Raw genomic sequence first — 15,388 nt, 5'->3', positions numbered from 1 at the left:
ACGTCATGTCAGTCGAAATTTTGTATCCCGGAATCGTCGAAAACTATTCCGTTCAACATGCGCCTATTGAGCCGGGTATGTTTGGTGGAGAACGCGCCACGGGGGCACGCCAGACGAACAAGAGGTATTCGCCCACCCGGCATTTTTGATGTCATAACTCAGTCTTGAATTAAATATAAAGATACACTATTTTTAGTATATCTGGTAGGATTAGGCCTTCACTATTATGGAGGTTGAAATGGCAACGGCAAAGAAAATTGGACGACCGCCTGGCGCAAAAAACGCAACACCATCGCAACTCAAGGAACGAGCAAAAGCTTTGCTAAAAGAGGCTACTCTGAAGGAGAGAATCAAAAAACTGAAGGCGAAAGAGTGAAAGAAAGCATCACGCTACTGAATGCTTCGAAAGCTGAAAGTCCAGAAGGTCGAGGCTTCATTACTGCGGTCATCGTCGCCCTTGCCATGGTTTGTTTGTTGGGGTTAATTCAAAGTTACTCAAGTTGGGAGATTGGGATTCTGAGTGCTTGGTTAATCAGCGCGTTGGTTTGCTCTACTTTTGGTGTTTTTTGCGGCTGGCGAGTGTATTGCCAAGTCCAAGCATAGGAAATCGGCATGTCAAACCCGAAATTTGCCGCAGTTGCTACCGACATTGTTTGCGCCGCACGAGCTGTGACCAAAAAACAGAAGCATTACCCGCTTGCAATCGAGGCAATCGGGACAGATGTTGACCCTTATCATATTTACTTTTTGTTGAGCCGTGGCCACCATGATGTCCATGAATTCATGAAGAAGGTGCGCGAGGAAGGCTACGGCTTTCCGCTTGAGATGCCCATACACCTTTGGTTCAGACTTTGTCCAAATGGATCGAGTGGGTTCAAAAGCATTTACGTCAATGCCAGCCAAGGCGAACGTGGCTCATTCCCTGTCACCAGATCCTCCTTTGTTTTTAAAAAAAAGACACATACGAGCAACTGAACGCTGCAAACTGAAGGAAATCATGGACGATCTCTGCCCCGATGACGCTTCAGTGCATCAAGAGTCTTTGAGACTGCTCGCAGAAGCTGCTGAGTATTTAGGCCGTCTACCGCCGAATGCGTTGACGCGTGACATGAAGGTCAAGATCGAAGCCCACCTCACGCGCCCCGGCGCTTTGGTGCATAGAAATCGGTTGGAAACTGTCGCAAAGGATCAGGAATGGTGTGCTCGTGTCGCAGCAGGCAATGCCTTCACAGGCTTCTCGCGGTTGACACCCATCGGCTTGCCAGTGGTTCAGTGTCTGGTGATTCGAGGGGCGGTTAATCTGCGATCACCCGTGCATGATGAAGCGATCAAACGAGGCGACTTAGAGAGAGCGGACCGCTTTGCGACTGAGATTGGTCGCGAGGTCGCTGGCGGTTTGAGAATCGAATTGAGAGAGGTACATGAAGTGCTTGATAAGGGCATGTTGCAATCATGGCCGCGAGCGGCTTGAAAGGAAATCATAGTGAGCACTCTTAGCGAATCCGCCTATGCAATTTTGCGGGATGCAGTGAATGTTGCGCGTGATTTTCAATGTCAAAGCCTCAATGCGTTGAAGACTCGCCTAGCGATCCGCTGGCCTGGACGGGACGACGACATCGCTGAGGCAATCAACTTCTGGGCGAATAGTGTGCGTGAACGACACCCATGCGGCGTCTCTCGAATCTAAGGGAAAACAATGGCGCATCTTCCAGTCCCACCGAGCGCGTTGCACACATTCCTTTGGAGTGTGAAGCTTCGAGGCGAAGGTTGTTTCAACAGTGTTGAAATGGCAACTGAACTGGGCCTTTCAGCGCGAGAATGCAGGCAAGCCCTACAGGCATATGTCGAAATGGATCTTATGAGTTACAGGGGTCTGGACCGCCACGGCATTGAGAGTTGGAGCCTGTCCAAGGCCGGCTTCGTTGTCTGGCAATATTCCAGAGTGAATGGGCGAGCGACCAAGGATAGGGTGAGGCAGTTTGAGCAATCGCTGCCCCATGTGGTCAGTGCGCTGTCCAAGTATCCCTTAGTGACTTCTATTCGCGTCGGTGGCGCTAGTGTGTTAGAGCGTCCCTACGGGCTCTTTCTGATCGGTATAGAGGTCGATCCAGCCGACACATCTCCCATGGCCGAACTGCGATTGATCGACATGACTACCCAACTATTGGGTGGCCCCGACGTCGAAAATCGCAATTTTCACCCCGACATGCCATGCGTGCTCGTGTTTGACTCCATAGTTGGCACGCCACAGCGCATACGAACAGGCAAAACTCTGTTTGACAGAGCATCAAACTTCCGAGCGCAATCTGTCAATGAATCGCCAGCGTACGCAAGCGACAAGGTTGATGCCCAAGAAGCCCAATGGCACGCCCGATTGAGATCTTACGAAGATCTATTTCGGGCAGATGAGCAACACGGATTTGCCTCTATTTCTCTCGCTGATTTCGTGTTTGATAGAAAGGAGCGCACGTCGCCCCCAAAAGAGACACAAGCCTACAGGGACCTAAAGTCAGCATTGTCGATGATCTACTACGAGAGAGAGCGAATCTCTTCGCCTGCCTATTGCATCCAGAGCGACCAGCAGTGGCCTGACAATGGACTGAATTCGCCTGCTCCAGACCTTGAATTGCTGAAAGCCTGCCAGGACATGTTCGACGCAGAGGCATCGAGTAACGGATTCCGCTGCGCACCCCATGGGTGGCCGATTGCAGCGGCCAACGCCGATTACGCATTTTCGTGCGGTCGCCCTGAAATACTCACGTCGAAAGTCTTGAGTGAGTGTCTGGATCACGTGTGGCACGATCACCACACGATATGGATGCGCAAAGGCCCACCAGCCAAAGTGCTCCAGGCACTAGCTATCGGTGCAAATGAATTTCGAGCCAAAGTGAAAGCACAGACCGAACAAGTCCCGCTAAAAAAACAGGCTCAAACAGTAAGCTCCTTTATCTCGCTGTTCGATTTCGCCAGGCCCAAGCCGACTTGCATTGGTGTGGTCAGGTTGACATCGCGAAGTGATGCGAATTTCAAGGCTGCCGTGCGTCACTACTCTAACCACATCGGTCAACATACGAGCGGGGTGCGTGTGCTGTTCAAATGCGGTTACCTGACCGCCGAACCATTTATAACCCACAGGCCATCGACACCTGATGAAATCTGCAAGTTCGAGCGCGTCGCACAGATCAGCAAGAAGGCTGTCGGTTACGTGGTTGAGGAAAGGGGAGAGACTGTTCTCGGGCACAAGGGTTACGCTACTTCCATGAGCAGCATGGATCTCAATTTTCGTGCGAGCCCTCTTCTCCAGCTCAGGCCAATAGACGTTTCGTCATATCGAGAAGACATCCTGATGGATGCATTGTCTAAGATGCCAGCAGATTTAGCCAAACGGCTCAGCCATTGGTGGGTATTTCCTGGAAGCACTCCAGTTCAGACCGTCGCCAAGGCTTGCATAGAAGGGCCGGAGACATCCTTGCTTGCACGGTTTGCAGACCCCTCAACTGACTTCGAGTTTGCGGCGATGACGTCGCACAAAGGATGTTATAGCGCGAGGATATCGGGAGATGACTGGTATCTGGCTCTAACCGGCCTTGGCGCGAAGGAGCCTCCAATGGCCGAATACCACTATCAAGGCAACACCTCCAGGGTTCAGTTGAAGTGTCGCTACGCCTGGCGCGGAATGTTGGATGAAATCAAGGGTGTTATGTCCTTGTTGTCGATACTCAAACGCGTTGGAGTAGCCCAGGCGCTGGCTCAGATTGACCCTCAAGAATTCCCCTCCAGCGGCGGGGCACTGTCCGGCTTCGAGAGCCTGCTAAATGCGATATTCACTGGATGGATATTTTCTGATCAGCACCCTTATGAACACTCTCCGTTTGAGCCGTGTTTTGGAGCAGGCGTTGGCGATGGCTAAAACATCGAGGAAAACAACGTGCTGAAAATTGTTGATGTGCCAACTCAATTGCCTGACGGCTGGCGTGCATCGTCAGACTCACGCGGTGTGGTCATTGATGCGTTCGATTCCGAAGGCCGCATGCAGGGCTCCGTGACGGTGAGTGAGCAAGTCCGTGGCTTTGTGCTGGGGGTGTGTGATGTCCGCACTCCCCCAGGTGGCAGTAAGTATGCCGGTCGTGGCTGGAAGCAGCAGCTTTATGCTGATGCTGTAGCTGCCCTACAGGCGGTCTGGGCTCGCCAGGCTGCTCGTCAACGCCCTATCTGAGAGGAAATCAGCAATGTTAAAACGCAACAAATTGGTTGGGCATTTCAGTTGGATCAATCCAACTATTTTTGCCGCCTTGGGCGGTGCAGCGAGTGTGCGTGTATCCGACCTGATTAGAGCGGGGCACCTGTTGAGCCTTGACGCAGTGTTTCCCACTTTTATGACTGCTTTTGGATTGGGGTTGTCCATTGCGTTGCAGGTTAGCTCACGCCGTTCAAAATATGACGCCGGCCAGGACGCAACCTGAAGGAAAGCTGTTGACCAAACCGAAAAGCCTGGCGTGCCGGATTTTTCAGTGCAGTTCGCACAACGAGTCGCCCGGCAGGCGTCACCAAAGGAAAATCATGAAATCGAAAACAACACTCTTGATGGCTGCAACCTTGTTGTTCCTGTCTGTTATGGACATTCAGGCCCATACCATTGTTCTGGAAGATGGCTCCACTCCAAGCGTGCTGAGACAAAAAGGAACTGTCCATTCTTACATCAAAGAAGTCAAACCAGGTGCCGATGGAAGAATGGTGATTTACCAAGGTCAAGTGTTTGATGGCGAAAGCTTGGTAAAAATATCTGATGGCCAGTGCTTGACAGTTCTGGACCATCTCGTAAGTTTGGATATCGTATCCATTGGCGATGCGAAAATTCAGCGCCCAAACACCACAAGGGAATCGAAGGCTGCAAGCTGCAACTCATAGGAAAACACCATGAGTTCAGATAACCAGGTCTATTGCAATATTGGTGCTTTTAAACCATCAACTACTCCGTGGTTGACGGCACTGCGAGCAGGGGTCGTTGGGTTGGTTCTGCGCATAGCGTTGCGGTTCAATTTTGTTGTTGTGTTGATTGGGGTTGCGCGTAGCGGCAAGACATACCTACTTGAACGCACAACACCAGGGAAAATAATTGACGAATCGCGATACTGGCGAACCTCAGCTAAGCCGCCCGTATTCGATGTGTCAACTGTCCCAAATGGCCTTTTTGCGATTGATGAATCGGCGTGTTTTGAGCGCGGCTCTCTCAGCGAGGGGATCAAGCGGTTGGCGAGTCGCGCTTTTATCATTTGTGTTCAAAGACGAAATGACTTGGACAACATGGGAATTCGTGAAGCTCTCAATGGGCGTCGAATTTTGGTTTTGGAAATCAAGTAGAGGAAACCACCAAGCTATGACTATCTCTGTAATGACCATCGAGGCGAAAGATCGGAACGCCTCTGAAGAGCGCCAAGCCTTAGAGATCGCAGAGCGTCTGAATGTGTGGTTTCGTGATCGACCATCGGCCCGCGTGATCAACATCGAGACGCTGTTTGTCCGCAATTCGAATTTCAATGCACCCTACGATGGGGAGAAGATGATGCAACTGGTGCGAGTTTGGTACGAGATTGCCGATATTGGCGACAGCGCAGGATGAATCACAAAGGAAAGGACCGTGTCCTGTTGTGACTGGAGAACATTTGAAGAGAGCTTTCTCGCGGCGTGGAGAAGGAAGGGTCATGGCGAAGCGATTATTGACTGGGCGGTGGCCAAGCGGGATTGGAAGCGGTATCACTGTACCGGCGCGGAGGCAGTCTCGTTACAAATGCGTGTTTTGGCGCGTGAAGCTGATTACCTGTGGCTTGAGCGTTTCAAAAATAACGGCAGAGGCTCCGATGGTGACCGCGGTGTCGCGATACGACTTCGAGTTCCAGTCCTCACTTAATATTTCGCAAAGGAAAACAAAGCCATGACACTCAATAAGATCAACGTCACCGACAAACATCGGCACGCGCTGACGCGAGTCATCGATGCAGTTGGTGAGGGTCGGTTTCGGCGCTCTGACTTGTCGACATGCATTTATCTGATGGCGGCTGTCTCCACGAACATCTATGGCTTTTGCGTGCGCGATACCCACAACGATGGTCTTGGCAATATGAGTGGCAATCGTTCGGCTGAATGGGCGCTGGATTGGGCGCGTCGTTGGCACGCCGAGGCACCACAAAGCCGCGAGTTCATTGTCGGCCACATCGGCCAGGACCGTATTCCAGAATTCAATAGCGCCAAGGCGATGGCGTTGGCCGCAGCCAATTGAGAGAAAACATGTTGGAACGGGATTCATGGCTGGTAAGGCTTAGAGAACGATTTATGGACTACCTCGCCGACTCACGCGAAAGCCGTGCGCGCCGAGTGAAGTTGGAGTCTGCAATAAATTTGATCGAAAGCCATGGCTATGAGGTTGTCTATTACAGACCAGACATGGGATGTAAAAATGCTCTGTTGGCCCAGGCCTTCAACACTATTCGCCAGAGCAGCTTTGTCGTTATGGATAAAGATGGCTTGCTTTTTGGTAATCGCGCCTCCATCAAGCAAATGACGAATGACGAGAAGGCCCTTGAAAAGAGAAGACGTTTCTTTGTTGTCGATGGAAAGTGAAGGAGAGAATCGAAATGCTTGCAAGAAAAACCTATGACGCTACAGCCATTGGCGCAGCCGGAACAATGACCTATGGAGGTGCCAGTCAAATGGATGGTGGATATGAACGCTTTGCTACCCATATTGCAGATCTCGAAGCGATGGAAGCAAATGGAATGGTTCGAATTGAATACCGACACCATGAGTCCGGTACGGGTGATCGACACGTTGACCTCGTGCGCTTCACTCGCTTGAAGTAAAGGAATCCTATGCAAGTTCTCAAAACGCTCTTCCCTGTATTCCTGATCACACTGCTCGGAACCTCGCTAATGTGCGCTGTAGCGTTCTTCGGCAACGGTATTCCTCAATGGATGTTCGATTACAGGTGGGTGTTTTTCTCACAAAGCGTTGCGGCGCTATTTGTCGTCCTCGGCGTGTTTTTGTTCGCATAGAAGCAAACCACTTGTATGTCCTTACCAAATCCACACGACGCAATGCAGTCTCTTGAACAAGCCATTGCTTGTGGAGAAGTGCGACTACAGAAAGGCAGGGTCGATCCAACGCTCTGGATGACTGTTGACAAACCAAATGGCGAAATGCGTCTGACATACGTGAGACTTGAAGCCTCCAAAGTGGTTGCGCTTGTCATGGCGATTGCGTGTGATCCATATGAATCAAAGCCGTGCTTCAACCTTGGCTACGCAGTGGCAGAACCGTGTAGACGCAAGGGCTACGCAAAGGAGATTGTCAAATCTGCAATTGCTGAAATGAAAACTGGATTCGGTGGAGCCGGGATAGTGGAGTTTTATGTTGAGGCTATCGTAGGCGAAGACAACTTGGCTTCTATACGCGTTGCCGAGCAAGTCATCTCAACATCTTTCAACTCCAAACCGGACGGTTTCACCGGAGTCCCGATACGGCAGTACCTTTTGCGCGTTGCTGGAGATACGGTCATCCATACACCCAAATGATCAAGGAAAACAACTATGCCATTTGTCATGCAAATTTTCAATGTCGTTGTCTGGCTTCTTTGTATCGCAACAATCCCTGGAGGAATATGGCTGGCGTGGAAGGGAACATCCAAATATCCAGTGCCCACCAGCATCGTTGCGCTTGGGTTGATTGTGGCTTTCAGCAGTCCCTTTGCGCACGACACGCCATCGGGAAACGAGGGATTTTTCTGGTATCTGGTTGTCTTGCCAGCCTTGGCCTCATGGTTTGTGGGGTGCGTTGTACAAGCCTTCAAGTATGTAGTCATGCGTAGCATTGCACGCGCAGCAATCAATAAAATCCACAATCCATAGGAAAACCGCCATGAGAGAGCAAATCATTCAACGTGTTGCAGTACTTTGCGAGCGGCAGCAGCAGGAGAAGGCACGCAGCGTTCAGATGTTCGGGGGGTTCGGCCCCGAAGTCGCCGTTCCACCAGACATTACTTTACTCAATGACGAAAGCCTTCTGGCGCTACTGGAAGAGTTGGTGACGCAGTGGGTTTGCCGAAATTCAGCGGTCGTCTGACAGATAAGAAAAAAGTTATCAAGGAAACAATCGTGTCGAGTTCGAAGAAGCAGAATGTTGTCCAGGCAGAGGCGGTCTGGGAGGAGTTTGATAACGGCGAAATGTGGTGGGCCGGGGTAATCCTCTGGCTCTGGGAGGCTTCGTGGATAGCGCCGCGGCTTGCAGTCGCAGATGAAGACGATGGCGGAGAGTGGCACTACGAAAGATGTGGAGGCACTGTCGGAGAGTGTGGAGAGACATATCCGACGCATTGCAGACGGCCAGTTGTGCCATTGCCACCCAAACTCTGAATCACGCCACCATTAAAGGAAAACTATGTCTGAAACAACCGTTTTCATCGCCTCCAATCTGATTGGATTGGTTTCAATTGCTATCTCGTCCTTTGTGATTTTTCACCATGTACGGGGCGGGCAGCGAGAGGTTGAGTTTTATACGAAAGAGCACGTGGAAAAGCTGGGTACCACGCCTGATTTTTTCGCCAAGGTGTCCGCATGGAACGCTGCACTCGGTGGCCCAGCGCCTAAATGGCACTGGATCAAACCTGTTTCACCATTCCAGTCGAAGTGAAGTAAACCAGCATGCACCGCACCTATCAAAAATGGCGGACTGAGGCACATTCAATCACTGGCCCACTAACGCAGCATCAGCGAATCGCTTTGGAATCAATATTGGTCGCAGGCGGGCCTGTGATGATTAATGACACCGTTCTTAAGGTAGATGCGAGTAACGCGTTCCGCACCGATTTCAACCCGGATGGCTTTTTTGTCCATGCACAGAACCACGAGGGCCTTGTTTGCGCTGCAGCCAATACGGCTTGCCACGCTGGGATTGAAGAGGCAATAGCGTGGGCGGAACAGCAATTGGATTCACCCGAAGTGCCTGCACAGTAGCCGGTACCAATTCAGTCAAGGAAAACCATGAGAACCATCATTTTCGGCCTGTGCGCCATAGCCATTGCGCTGATTGCCGGGGTGGCGACTCCGGCAGAGCTATCTGCTATCGCTGAAGTGAACCAGGCCAAGGTTCTTACTGGAAATGAGGCTCTTGGGGCGCTCAAGCGGGAGGCTACGCCAGTAGCGCTGGGCCAGATTATCAAGGACCCTGGTGGATGCCTCTACGCCGTTGTGTCGAAGAATAAGCGCCTGACGCTGATCCAAGTGCGTGACAAAGCAAAACGCCAGGTGTGCGGCAACTAAAAGAAATGACAGTGCTACACCGTGACTTACTCGATTCAAGTCAGACTAATGTAAATTGCATCCGCGCATCTTGTTGCTAAGAGCGGGCTTGTTGACCGAAATCGCCGCTTCAAGTGAAAAGACGTACTGCTCACCGCGCGTGCGAATCGACACAGCGATCTCGTCTTCAACAAATTGCAGGCATGATTTACCGTTGTCTTCGGCTCCAGGAATGCGGTCAAGCGCAACCTGGAGTGTGACCACATCGTCAGTTCGTCCATCACTAAAAGCTGTGTCAATGTAAACCTTGTCCGTGATCCCTCGTAGGTCGTTGACATTCACTGAAAACGTTCCGGTGGGGTTCCAAGCACCGGAGGCATCGCCTGGCTTTAAGCTGAATACCAGCTCCGACGCCACTGGATTTAATGAGGCAGAGATGATGATTTCACCCGGGTGTGCTTCCTTACACAGCTCGATGGCCTGAAAAATGTCTACTGATTGACAATGGAAAAGAAGCGTGCCTTCGCCGTATCGAACGGTCCATCGCTGGAGTGGCGGATTGCTTACGCTGCAATTACGCTCAGACATGTTCCACCTTCCGAAATTTGCATGAGGCCATCCGCAGAGGGCACGACAAAGTGACAATTGTTTTGGTTTCCATAATCCATAAATTTCCGTCTCACCAAACGTTCGGCGAACCCGTTGGGTTGCAATGTTTCGCGTTCATTCAGCAGGACTTTGACGCAAATTGCTATTATCCCAAAAACCACAAAGCCTTGGCCGTCCATTCTGAAGTGGACGCAGGACGGTGAAGATGGCACACCAATCAACCAGGATCAACATGAGTATTTTCACAGTCTCATTGCAGCTGTATTTGAAGGTTTTCCCGAGGCCAAAATTCGAGGATCAGGACATGAAGCGGCTGTCGGGTGCTTATTCGGACATTAATGCTTTAACTATTATTTCTCTGCTCCTGTATATGCTGGAGAACTTGTGGGTTAAGGCCAGTCCACCTGCCGCAGTGATGATGATCGTTTTCCTTGTTCTATTTCTGATCGCAGAAAGATGGGCAATATACAAGGGGTTTGCAAAGTTTTCAGTTTTGTCCTATGCATTCCTCATCGGGGCATTCTGGTTAGGCTTGACTCACCTTGCAACCACCATCGTGCATACACAGACCATGATTTTGTGTTTAGGACTGGCCGCCGTGACCATAGCACTGGGGACGGGCTATGGTCTCGGGGTGCTATTTGCCTATGTCGGGTTGTTGTTGTGGGGGACTCTCGCTGAGCAAGTAGCAGGAATGTCTCAAATCGCATACGCACAAACGATAAAGCACTTTGCCGTTGCTACTACCATCTTGACTGTGCTGTTTGTCGTCTGCGCCATCATGCGGCGGCACTTGATAGAAGAAAGACAGTTAGCCTTGCGCGAACGTGACAGCGCCCGCGAACATCTCGAACAAACCAACCAACTCCTGGCAAAACTTCTCTCAGAAAAGTCTGAACAACTGGATTTGACGGTAAACGAAACAAATAAGGTCTTTGTTAAGCATGAACAGTTTTCCAATCTTGGAACCCTGGTCTCAGGCCTGTCGCATGAATTGGGTACGCCGATAGGAAATGCAGTTTTGACCTCATCCAATATGATTGCTTGGAGCCATGAGATGCAAGAAAAATTGGGTCAAGATCCGCAAAGAGAAAAACGTCTCAGTCAATACATGATGGAGGGGGCGCAAATCATCAGCAGAAACCTTGACCGGGCCAACACTCTTGTGACCAATTTCAAACAAGTTAGTCTGGATCAATTGGGTAGCAATCGACTTACGGTCAACCTTGCAGACTGCATCAAACAGTCTATTTTCGCGTTGAAGCCAACGCTTTCAAAATACGGTGTCAGAGTAAAATTGCGACTGGATGAGAGCATTAAGATGGAGACATTTCCCTTCGCGATTGAGCAAATCGTTACCAATCTGGTGACAAACGCCGTGATACACGGACTTGAAAAGAAACCAGATGGAATTGTGACGATAAGAACCTGGATCAAGTCAGGAACATCGGATGTCTGCATTGAAGTCGCAGACAACGGATGGGGCATACACCATGAAGTAGTTACAAGAATCTTCGAGCCATTTTTCACCACTAAAAGAGGGCGCGGGGGGACGGGAATGGGCCTTAGCATCGTCGCGCACCTTGCAACAGCGATCCTGGCCGGAGACATTGACGTGAACACGGGACCCGACGGATCCAAATTCATCGTCACGATTCCATTGAGTTCGCCCACTGTCGAAAACGATAGTTCCCCGCCAGACACAGTTCCGGGTTTTCTTCAATGAATAAGCAAGATAAAAAATGGAGAGTCCTTGTCGTTGACGACGATGCGGATGTTCTGACAAACACCGTCTACACCCTGATGGATCTCAAGGTTTTAGGGCGTGAGTTGGATATAACCACGCTGGGCAGTGCTACGGCAGCGATTGAGTTGCTTGAAAGGGAGCGTGATTTCGCTGTAATTTTGTTGGATGTTGTCATGGAGAAACCCCACGCGGGATTGAGCCTGGTGACCATGATTCGTCATGATTTCAATATGCAAATGTCTCGGATCATTTTGAGGACGGGTAACCCCGGATACGCCCCAGAACGAGATATAACCCTGAAGCTGGAAATCGACGACTACATCCTTAAGCAAACAGCCGTTCGTGATCGGATAATCACGGCAGTGATTGTTGCCATCAGAGCCTATGATCAACTACAGCGATTGGCGCGATTGAAGGACGCCATGCAGCAAATAATTTGTTGTTCGAATCAGCTTTTGACTACAGACGAAATCGACCAGTTTGCAAACGTCTGTATGCAGTACGTTGCGCCTATTTTTGGAAAGAATGCCGGTGGGGGACTGGCCTACGCCGGTATGACAGTAAATCAAGGGATAGTGCCCCTGACCGTGATGTCGGCAACCAGCGAGCATGAGTCTCTCATTGAACCGTTGAATGGAATCGGCGTTTTGCCTCCCAATATTTCAGTGACCAAGAAGAAGATGACCAAGGCGTTGGAGCAGACGAATAGCATTAAGACCGACAAAGATTGGTACATCTACATCAAAGTTTCACTCGGGCGCAAGGTGGTGCTTTGGTTGAACAAGCCTGACGGGTTTGATGAAATCGACGAGACACTCGGGAAGTCCTTTGCCAACACCATCAAAGCATGCTTAGATCGGCTGTGCTTGCTCCGGGAACGGATGGCTGAGGCGATGGTATCGATTGGAATTTTCGCTCATGAATTCAGGACCCCTATCGCATCCATGCGAATGAGCAATGAATTCATGCTCGAATCGCTTGAAGCCGGCGAATGCGACAAAGAGCGGTTCAAAATATTACTCAACAATACCGACCGGATTCTGAACGGCATGAACAGGCACATCGATTCGTCAATGATAAATGTTGGCGTCGTGCTGAGAGAGCGGCTGGAGTTGCCTGTGGCCAGGGTAAACATTGGGCCGATCGTCAGGGAGTCGTTGGAGGTCAACAAGAATTGGTTTTCAAAAGCAGGGCAAATGCGAGTCCACATTGAAGACGATTGTTGGGCCCGAGCAGATGGCACCATGTTCGAATATGCATTCGTCAATCTGGTGGGCAACGCCATCAAGGCGCTATCTAACAGCACAACGCATTTCGATGGGCCGAAAATTGAAATTGAATTGACTAAACAAGACGGTCAAATCCGGTTGGTCATTGCGGACCATGGCTCCGGGATTCGCGCGGACCAACTCGACAAAATATTCGATCCGTTTTATTCCACCAGTGGGACACCGGCGCATGGTCTTGGGTTGACAATGGTGAAAAGGGCGGTGCAGGCCATGGGTGGAACCATCGAATGCAGTTCCGAGGTTGGGGTTGGGACAACCTTTGTCATTCAATTGAACGCCTTTGACGTGCCACCACCGGAACCGTTGAACCATGTCGGCCGGCTGGAGAGGCGATTGTCAGAGCGCCCAGTTGTCGCCCGGCACGCGCCTGCTCAGCCCGGCTGATTTAGTGCAAAAAACAGTGTTACCCACTCGAAATTGTGTTAAAGTGATATTTACTCAGCGCTAAGCTGTTAGTCGTTCGTCAGGAACGGCATGTCAAACCAGTGTCCACCACGTGGACATACCCTCTTTCACCCGCGTTCGCGGCTGAAAACAAAAACCGCAATCTGAGATCGGATCAGGCAACGCCTGCGTCTAACGATTGCATTCAATCAGCCGTTCGGCTGATTTCATATCAAAGAAGGATAGTTATGGAAACGCCAACCATCGCGGGCATTGCCCTGCGCGACTTACACGTTCCGTCTTACAACCCTCGTCGTAAGGTTCACGACGATCAGGACTGGCAGGACTTTAAAGATAGTCTCAAATCCAAGGGAGTTCTCCAGGCAATTCTGGCTCGGCCAGTGCAGGGCAAGAAAACCCCGTACGAAGTTGTCGCTGGGCAGCGACGCTTCCTGGGCTCGCTGGAGGTATTCGGTCAAGACTACCAAATCCCAGCGCTGATCAAGGTGATGACCGACGAGGAAGCCGAAGCGGCCTCTGCCGCGGAAAACCTGCAACGCGAACCGATGAGCCCAGCCGAAGAAGCCGAAGCCGCCGCTCGTGAACTAGCGCGCTGCAATGGCGATCGCGAGGAAACCGCCAAGCGCATGAACATGTCGCGGCTCAAACTGGACAACCGGTTGAAACTCATGGCATGTTCGCCTCTGGTGCGCCAACGTCTGATTGAGCGACGGTTGAAACTGGGCGTGGCCGAGATGCTCTCGGGACTGACCATGGTCAAACAGGACGAGCTGGTCAGCCAGTTTGACAAGATCGGGATCCCCTCTATCGAGGATGTCTCGGCGATGATTCTGTCTTTGACCAAGGCACTGCCATCGGCGATCTTTGATCCTGTCGACTGTGGCGCCTGTGCACACAACAGCGCGCGTCAGCAAGCGATGTTCGGCAATATCGGGGAAGGGCATTGCCTGGACGCGGTCTGCTTCGACAATAAAACAGAGGCCCAGCTTCAGTTGACGGTCGACAAACTCAAAGACGACTTTCAGCGCGTGGAAATAGTGCGCCCCGGCGACAACTTCCGTGTGATCCGTCTTACACCAGAATCGATCGGGGAAAGTCAGGCCATTGCCTGCCGCAGCTGCAAAGACTTTGGTGCAGCCGTCTCTGCGATGCCCAACAAGCTCGGCAAGGTCAGTGGCGGGCTGTGCTACGGGATTGAATGCAACGAGACCAAGGTCAAGGATTTCAAGGCGGCGCAGGAAGCTCTCAATTCGCCCCCTCCCACAGCAGAAAAGCCATCCGGGGCTGCTGCCGGCCCCGGCACGCCACCCGTTGAAGGCTCCAAAGCCGCCGGCGCAGTCAAGCCTGCCAAGGCCGAAAAGCCCATTACCGAGGCAGCCAAGCCAACTGTGGGGCTCAGCGGCGCGGTACTCGACTTCCGTGATGTGCTGTACCGCAAGGTAGTCTTCAAGGAACTGGCGGTGAACTCCGAGTTCAATGCACGTTTTGTGATGGCCATCGTGCTCAACAGCCAGGGACGCCTGTTCAAAGGCGAGGAAGTCAAGAGTGTGTTTTTGAAAAAAGGCTGGATGAAGAGCGATTTGTCAGCCTATGGTCTGCGCGATGCGATGAAGATCATGATGGACATCCCCAAGGAACATGCACTCAACATGCTGCCCAATCTGGGGGCGGTGGCGCTGACAGATTTGACCCGGGCTGAACTCAAGGATCTCACCATCCTTGCCAATCCCGATCTGGCAAACTACTTCACACTCAACGATGAGTCCGGCAAGATGCTTCTTGAAAAGCTGACCAAAACCGAGATCTGCGCAATTTGCGACGAAATCGGGATTACCGAGAAGATGGGCAAGACTTTCCGCTCAATTTCCGGTGGCAAAAAGAGCGAGTTCATCAAGCACATCACTTCGCTCGTCGATTTTGAGTACAAAGGCAAGGTGCCCAACGTGCTCAGACCCGAGTTCGAAAAGTAAAAATCCAGCTGCTGGGTACCACTTCCAGTGGTACTCTGCAAATGGCGCAGGACCCCGCATGGGGCTGCGAGAGGGCCC

25 protein-coding genes are annotated in these 15,388 nt (G+C 51.3%); 24 read left to right on the top strand and 1 reads right to left on the bottom strand.

Translation table 11 applies throughout. The features are described from left to right. Window positions 1-5 precede the first annotated feature (5 nt). The 21 genes from RFER_RS24390 to RFER_RS22405 all read left to right on the top strand — a co-directional run bounded on the left by RFER_RS24390 (window position 6) and on the right by RFER_RS22405 (window position 9,311). Window positions 6-149, top strand: a complete 144-nt coding sequence (locus tag RFER_RS24390) for a hypothetical protein (protein ID WP_166485930.1) — start codon at window positions 6-8, stop codon at window positions 147-149. Between the two features lie 89 nt (window positions 150-238). Then, entirely contained in the window at window positions 239-376 is a 138-nt protein-coding gene (locus RFER_RS24385; protein WP_166485929.1) for a hypothetical protein, read from the top strand. After that, a complete protein-coding gene (locus RFER_RS24380) occupies window positions 373-603 on the top strand; it encodes a hypothetical protein (protein WP_166485928.1) in 231 nt (76 codons plus the stop codon). The genes RFER_RS24385 and RFER_RS24380 overlap by 4 nt, the downstream gene beginning before the upstream one ends. A gap of 9 nt (window positions 604-612) precedes the next feature. Next, window positions 613-975, top strand: a complete 363-nt coding sequence (locus tag RFER_RS22465; protein WP_011458626.1) for a hypothetical protein — start codon at window positions 613-615, stop codon at window positions 973-975. Window positions 976-997: 22 nt separating this feature from the next. Next, the gene (locus RFER_RS22460; protein WP_011458627.1) at window positions 998-1,471 is read left to right on the top strand and encodes a hypothetical protein; all 474 of its coding nucleotides are present in this window, start codon (window positions 998-1,000) and stop codon (window positions 1,469-1,471) included. A gap of 315 nt (window positions 1,472-1,786) precedes the next feature. Next, on the top strand, window positions 1,787-3,910 hold the full coding sequence (locus tag RFER_RS22455; protein ID WP_041793428.1) for a hypothetical protein: 2,124 nt from the start codon (window positions 1,787-1,789) through the stop codon (window positions 3,908-3,910). Between the two features lie 18 nt (window positions 3,911-3,928). After that, window positions 3,929-4,216: a hypothetical protein gene (locus tag RFER_RS23735; RefSeq protein ID WP_011458629.1), complete on the top strand. Its 288-nt coding sequence runs from the start codon at window positions 3,929-3,931 to the stop codon at window positions 4,214-4,216. 13 nt (window positions 4,217-4,229) lie between these two features. Next, window positions 4,230-4,463, top strand: coding sequence for a hypothetical protein (locus RFER_RS24375; RefSeq protein ID WP_166485927.1), 234 nt, complete (start codon window positions 4,230-4,232; stop codon window positions 4,461-4,463). 97 nt (window positions 4,464-4,560) lie between these two features. Next, complete coding sequence (locus RFER_RS22450; protein ID WP_166485926.1) at window positions 4,561-4,908, top strand: hypothetical protein; 348 nt, start codon at window positions 4,561-4,563, stop codon at window positions 4,906-4,908. A 9-nt stretch (window positions 4,909-4,917) separates the two neighbouring features. Next, window positions 4,918-5,361 (top strand): hypothetical protein, encoded by a 444-nt coding sequence (locus RFER_RS23730; protein WP_011458631.1) that lies wholly within the window; start codon window positions 4,918-4,920, stop codon window positions 5,359-5,361. Window positions 5,362-5,377: 16 nt separating this feature from the next. Next, a complete protein-coding gene (locus tag RFER_RS22445) occupies window positions 5,378-5,620 on the top strand; it encodes a hypothetical protein (protein WP_011458632.1) in 243 nt (80 codons plus the stop codon). A 312-nt stretch (window positions 5,621-5,932) separates the two neighbouring features. After that, window positions 5,933-6,277, top strand: a complete 345-nt coding sequence (locus RFER_RS22440; RefSeq protein ID WP_011458633.1) for a hypothetical protein — start codon at window positions 5,933-5,935, stop codon at window positions 6,275-6,277. A 53-nt stretch (window positions 6,278-6,330) separates the two neighbouring features. Next, entirely contained in the window at window positions 6,331-6,618 is a 288-nt protein-coding gene (locus RFER_RS22435) for a hypothetical protein (protein WP_166485925.1), read from the top strand. 14 nt (window positions 6,619-6,632) lie between these two features. Next, window positions 6,633-6,857, top strand: a complete 225-nt coding sequence (locus tag RFER_RS24370) for a hypothetical protein (protein WP_166485924.1) — start codon at window positions 6,633-6,635, stop codon at window positions 6,855-6,857. Between the two features lie 9 nt (window positions 6,858-6,866). Beyond that, window positions 6,867-7,049, top strand: coding sequence for a hypothetical protein (locus RFER_RS22430; protein WP_041793414.1), 183 nt, complete (start codon window positions 6,867-6,869; stop codon window positions 7,047-7,049). Between the two features lie 42 nt (window positions 7,050-7,091). After that, on the top strand, window positions 7,092-7,568 hold the full coding sequence (locus RFER_RS22425) for a GNAT family N-acetyltransferase (RefSeq protein WP_049765774.1): 477 nt from the start codon (window positions 7,092-7,094) through the stop codon (window positions 7,566-7,568). Between the two features lie 15 nt (window positions 7,569-7,583). Beyond that, on the top strand, window positions 7,584-7,901 hold the full coding sequence (locus RFER_RS24365) for a hypothetical protein (protein ID WP_166485923.1): 318 nt from the start codon (window positions 7,584-7,586) through the stop codon (window positions 7,899-7,901). Between the two features lie 10 nt (window positions 7,902-7,911). Beyond that, on the top strand, window positions 7,912-8,115 hold the full coding sequence (locus RFER_RS22420; protein ID WP_041793412.1) for a hypothetical protein: 204 nt from the start codon (window positions 7,912-7,914) through the stop codon (window positions 8,113-8,115). A 315-nt stretch (window positions 8,116-8,430) separates the two neighbouring features. After that, entirely contained in the window at window positions 8,431-8,682 is a 252-nt protein-coding gene (locus RFER_RS22415) for a hypothetical protein (protein ID WP_011458636.1), read from the top strand. Between the two features lie 122 nt (window positions 8,683-8,804). Further along, the gene (locus RFER_RS24780) at window positions 8,805-9,005 is read left to right on the top strand and encodes a hypothetical protein (protein WP_244095916.1); all 201 of its coding nucleotides are present in this window, start codon (window positions 8,805-8,807) and stop codon (window positions 9,003-9,005) included. Between the two features lie 27 nt (window positions 9,006-9,032). Further along, entirely contained in the window at window positions 9,033-9,311 is a 279-nt protein-coding gene (locus RFER_RS22405) for a hypothetical protein (RefSeq protein ID WP_011458637.1), read from the top strand. 45 nt (window positions 9,312-9,356) lie between these two features. On the opposite strand, the gene RFER_RS23725 is transcribed toward RFER_RS22405, so the two are convergent. After that, window positions 9,357-9,878, bottom strand: a complete 522-nt coding sequence (locus RFER_RS23725; protein ID WP_011458638.1) for a hypothetical protein — start codon at window positions 9,876-9,878, stop codon at window positions 9,357-9,359. 253 nt (window positions 9,879-10,131) lie between these two features. Between RFER_RS23725 and RFER_RS22390 the strand changes: the two genes are divergently transcribed. The 3 genes from RFER_RS22390 (at window position 10,132) to RFER_RS22380 (ending at window position 15,310) form a co-directional block, all read left to right on the top strand. Further along, window positions 10,132-11,625 carry a sensor histidine kinase gene (locus RFER_RS22390; RefSeq protein WP_166485922.1) on the top strand — a complete coding sequence of 498 codons (1,494 nt, stop codon included), beginning with the start codon at window positions 10,132-10,134 and terminating at the stop codon, window positions 11,623-11,625. After that, complete coding sequence (locus tag RFER_RS22385) at window positions 11,622-13,319, top strand: DUF3369 domain-containing protein (protein WP_011458640.1); 1,698 nt, start codon at window positions 11,622-11,624, stop codon at window positions 13,317-13,319. Before RFER_RS22390 ends, RFER_RS22385 begins: the two co-directional genes overlap by 4 nt. Before the next feature lie 101 nt (window positions 13,320-13,420). Then, window positions 13,421-15,310, top strand: coding sequence for a PRTRC system ParB family protein (locus tag RFER_RS22380; RefSeq protein ID WP_166485921.1), 1,890 nt, complete (start codon window positions 13,421-13,423; stop codon window positions 15,308-15,310). Window positions 15,311-15,388: the final 78 nt, after the last annotated feature.

It is taken from the genome of Rhodoferax ferrireducens T118, assembly GCF_000013605.1.
Lineage (GTDB): Bacteria > Pseudomonadota > Gammaproteobacteria > Burkholderiales > Burkholderiaceae_C > Rhodoferax > Rhodoferax ferrireducens.
Note: the sequence above shows the minus strand (reverse complement) of the source record. Positions and strands in the feature narration are given on the sequence as shown.

Bases quoted from the DNA above. Each gene is read 5' to 3' on its own strand.
- RFER_RS24390 (WP_166485930.1), top strand. From the start codon at position 6: ATGTCAGTCGAAATTTTGTATCCCGGAATCGTCGAAAACTATTCCGTT.
- RFER_RS24385 (WP_166485929.1), top strand. From the start codon at position 239: ATGGCAACGGCAAAGAAAATTGGACGACCGCCTGGCGCAAAAAACGCA.
- RFER_RS22465 (WP_011458626.1), top strand. From the start codon at position 613: ATGTCAAACCCGAAATTTGCCGCAGTTGCTACCGACATTGTTTGCGCC.
- RFER_RS22460 (WP_011458627.1), top strand. From the start codon at position 998: ATGGACGATCTCTGCCCCGATGACGCTTCAGTGCATCAAGAGTCTTTG.
- RFER_RS22455 (WP_041793428.1), top strand. From the start codon at position 1,787: ATGGCAACTGAACTGGGCCTTTCAGCGCGAGAATGCAGGCAAGCCCTA.
- RFER_RS24375 (WP_166485927.1), top strand. From the start codon at position 4,230: ATGTTAAAACGCAACAAATTGGTTGGGCATTTCAGTTGGATCAATCCA.
- RFER_RS22450 (WP_166485926.1), top strand. From the start codon at position 4,561: ATGAAATCGAAAACAACACTCTTGATGGCTGCAACCTTGTTGTTCCTG.
- RFER_RS23730 (WP_011458631.1), top strand. From the start codon at position 4,918: ATGAGTTCAGATAACCAGGTCTATTGCAATATTGGTGCTTTTAAACCA.
- RFER_RS22445 (WP_011458632.1), top strand. From the start codon at position 5,378: ATGACTATCTCTGTAATGACCATCGAGGCGAAAGATCGGAACGCCTCT.
- RFER_RS22440 (WP_011458633.1), top strand. From the start codon at position 5,933: ATGACACTCAATAAGATCAACGTCACCGACAAACATCGGCACGCGCTG.
- RFER_RS22435 (WP_166485925.1), top strand. From the start codon at position 6,331: ATGGACTACCTCGCCGACTCACGCGAAAGCCGTGCGCGCCGAGTGAAG.
- RFER_RS24370 (WP_166485924.1), top strand. From the start codon at position 6,633: ATGCTTGCAAGAAAAACCTATGACGCTACAGCCATTGGCGCAGCCGGA.
- RFER_RS22430 (WP_041793414.1), top strand. From the start codon at position 6,867: ATGCAAGTTCTCAAAACGCTCTTCCCTGTATTCCTGATCACACTGCTC.
- RFER_RS22425 (WP_049765774.1), top strand. From the start codon at position 7,092: ATGCAGTCTCTTGAACAAGCCATTGCTTGTGGAGAAGTGCGACTACAG.
- RFER_RS24365 (WP_166485923.1), top strand. From the start codon at position 7,584: ATGCCATTTGTCATGCAAATTTTCAATGTCGTTGTCTGGCTTCTTTGT.
- RFER_RS22420 (WP_041793412.1), top strand. From the start codon at position 7,912: ATGAGAGAGCAAATCATTCAACGTGTTGCAGTACTTTGCGAGCGGCAG.
- RFER_RS22415 (WP_011458636.1), top strand. From the start codon at position 8,431: ATGTCTGAAACAACCGTTTTCATCGCCTCCAATCTGATTGGATTGGTT.
- RFER_RS24780 (WP_244095916.1), top strand. From the start codon at position 8,805: ATGATTAATGACACCGTTCTTAAGGTAGATGCGAGTAACGCGTTCCGC.
- RFER_RS22405 (WP_011458637.1), top strand. From the start codon at position 9,033: ATGAGAACCATCATTTTCGGCCTGTGCGCCATAGCCATTGCGCTGATT.
- RFER_RS23725 (WP_011458638.1), bottom strand. From the start codon at position 9,878: ATGTCTGAGCGTAATTGCAGCGTAAGCAATCCGCCACTCCAGCGATGG.
- RFER_RS22390 (WP_166485922.1), top strand. From the start codon at position 10,132: ATGAGTATTTTCACAGTCTCATTGCAGCTGTATTTGAAGGTTTTCCCG.
- RFER_RS22385 (WP_011458640.1), top strand. From the start codon at position 11,622: ATGAATAAGCAAGATAAAAAATGGAGAGTCCTTGTCGTTGACGACGAT.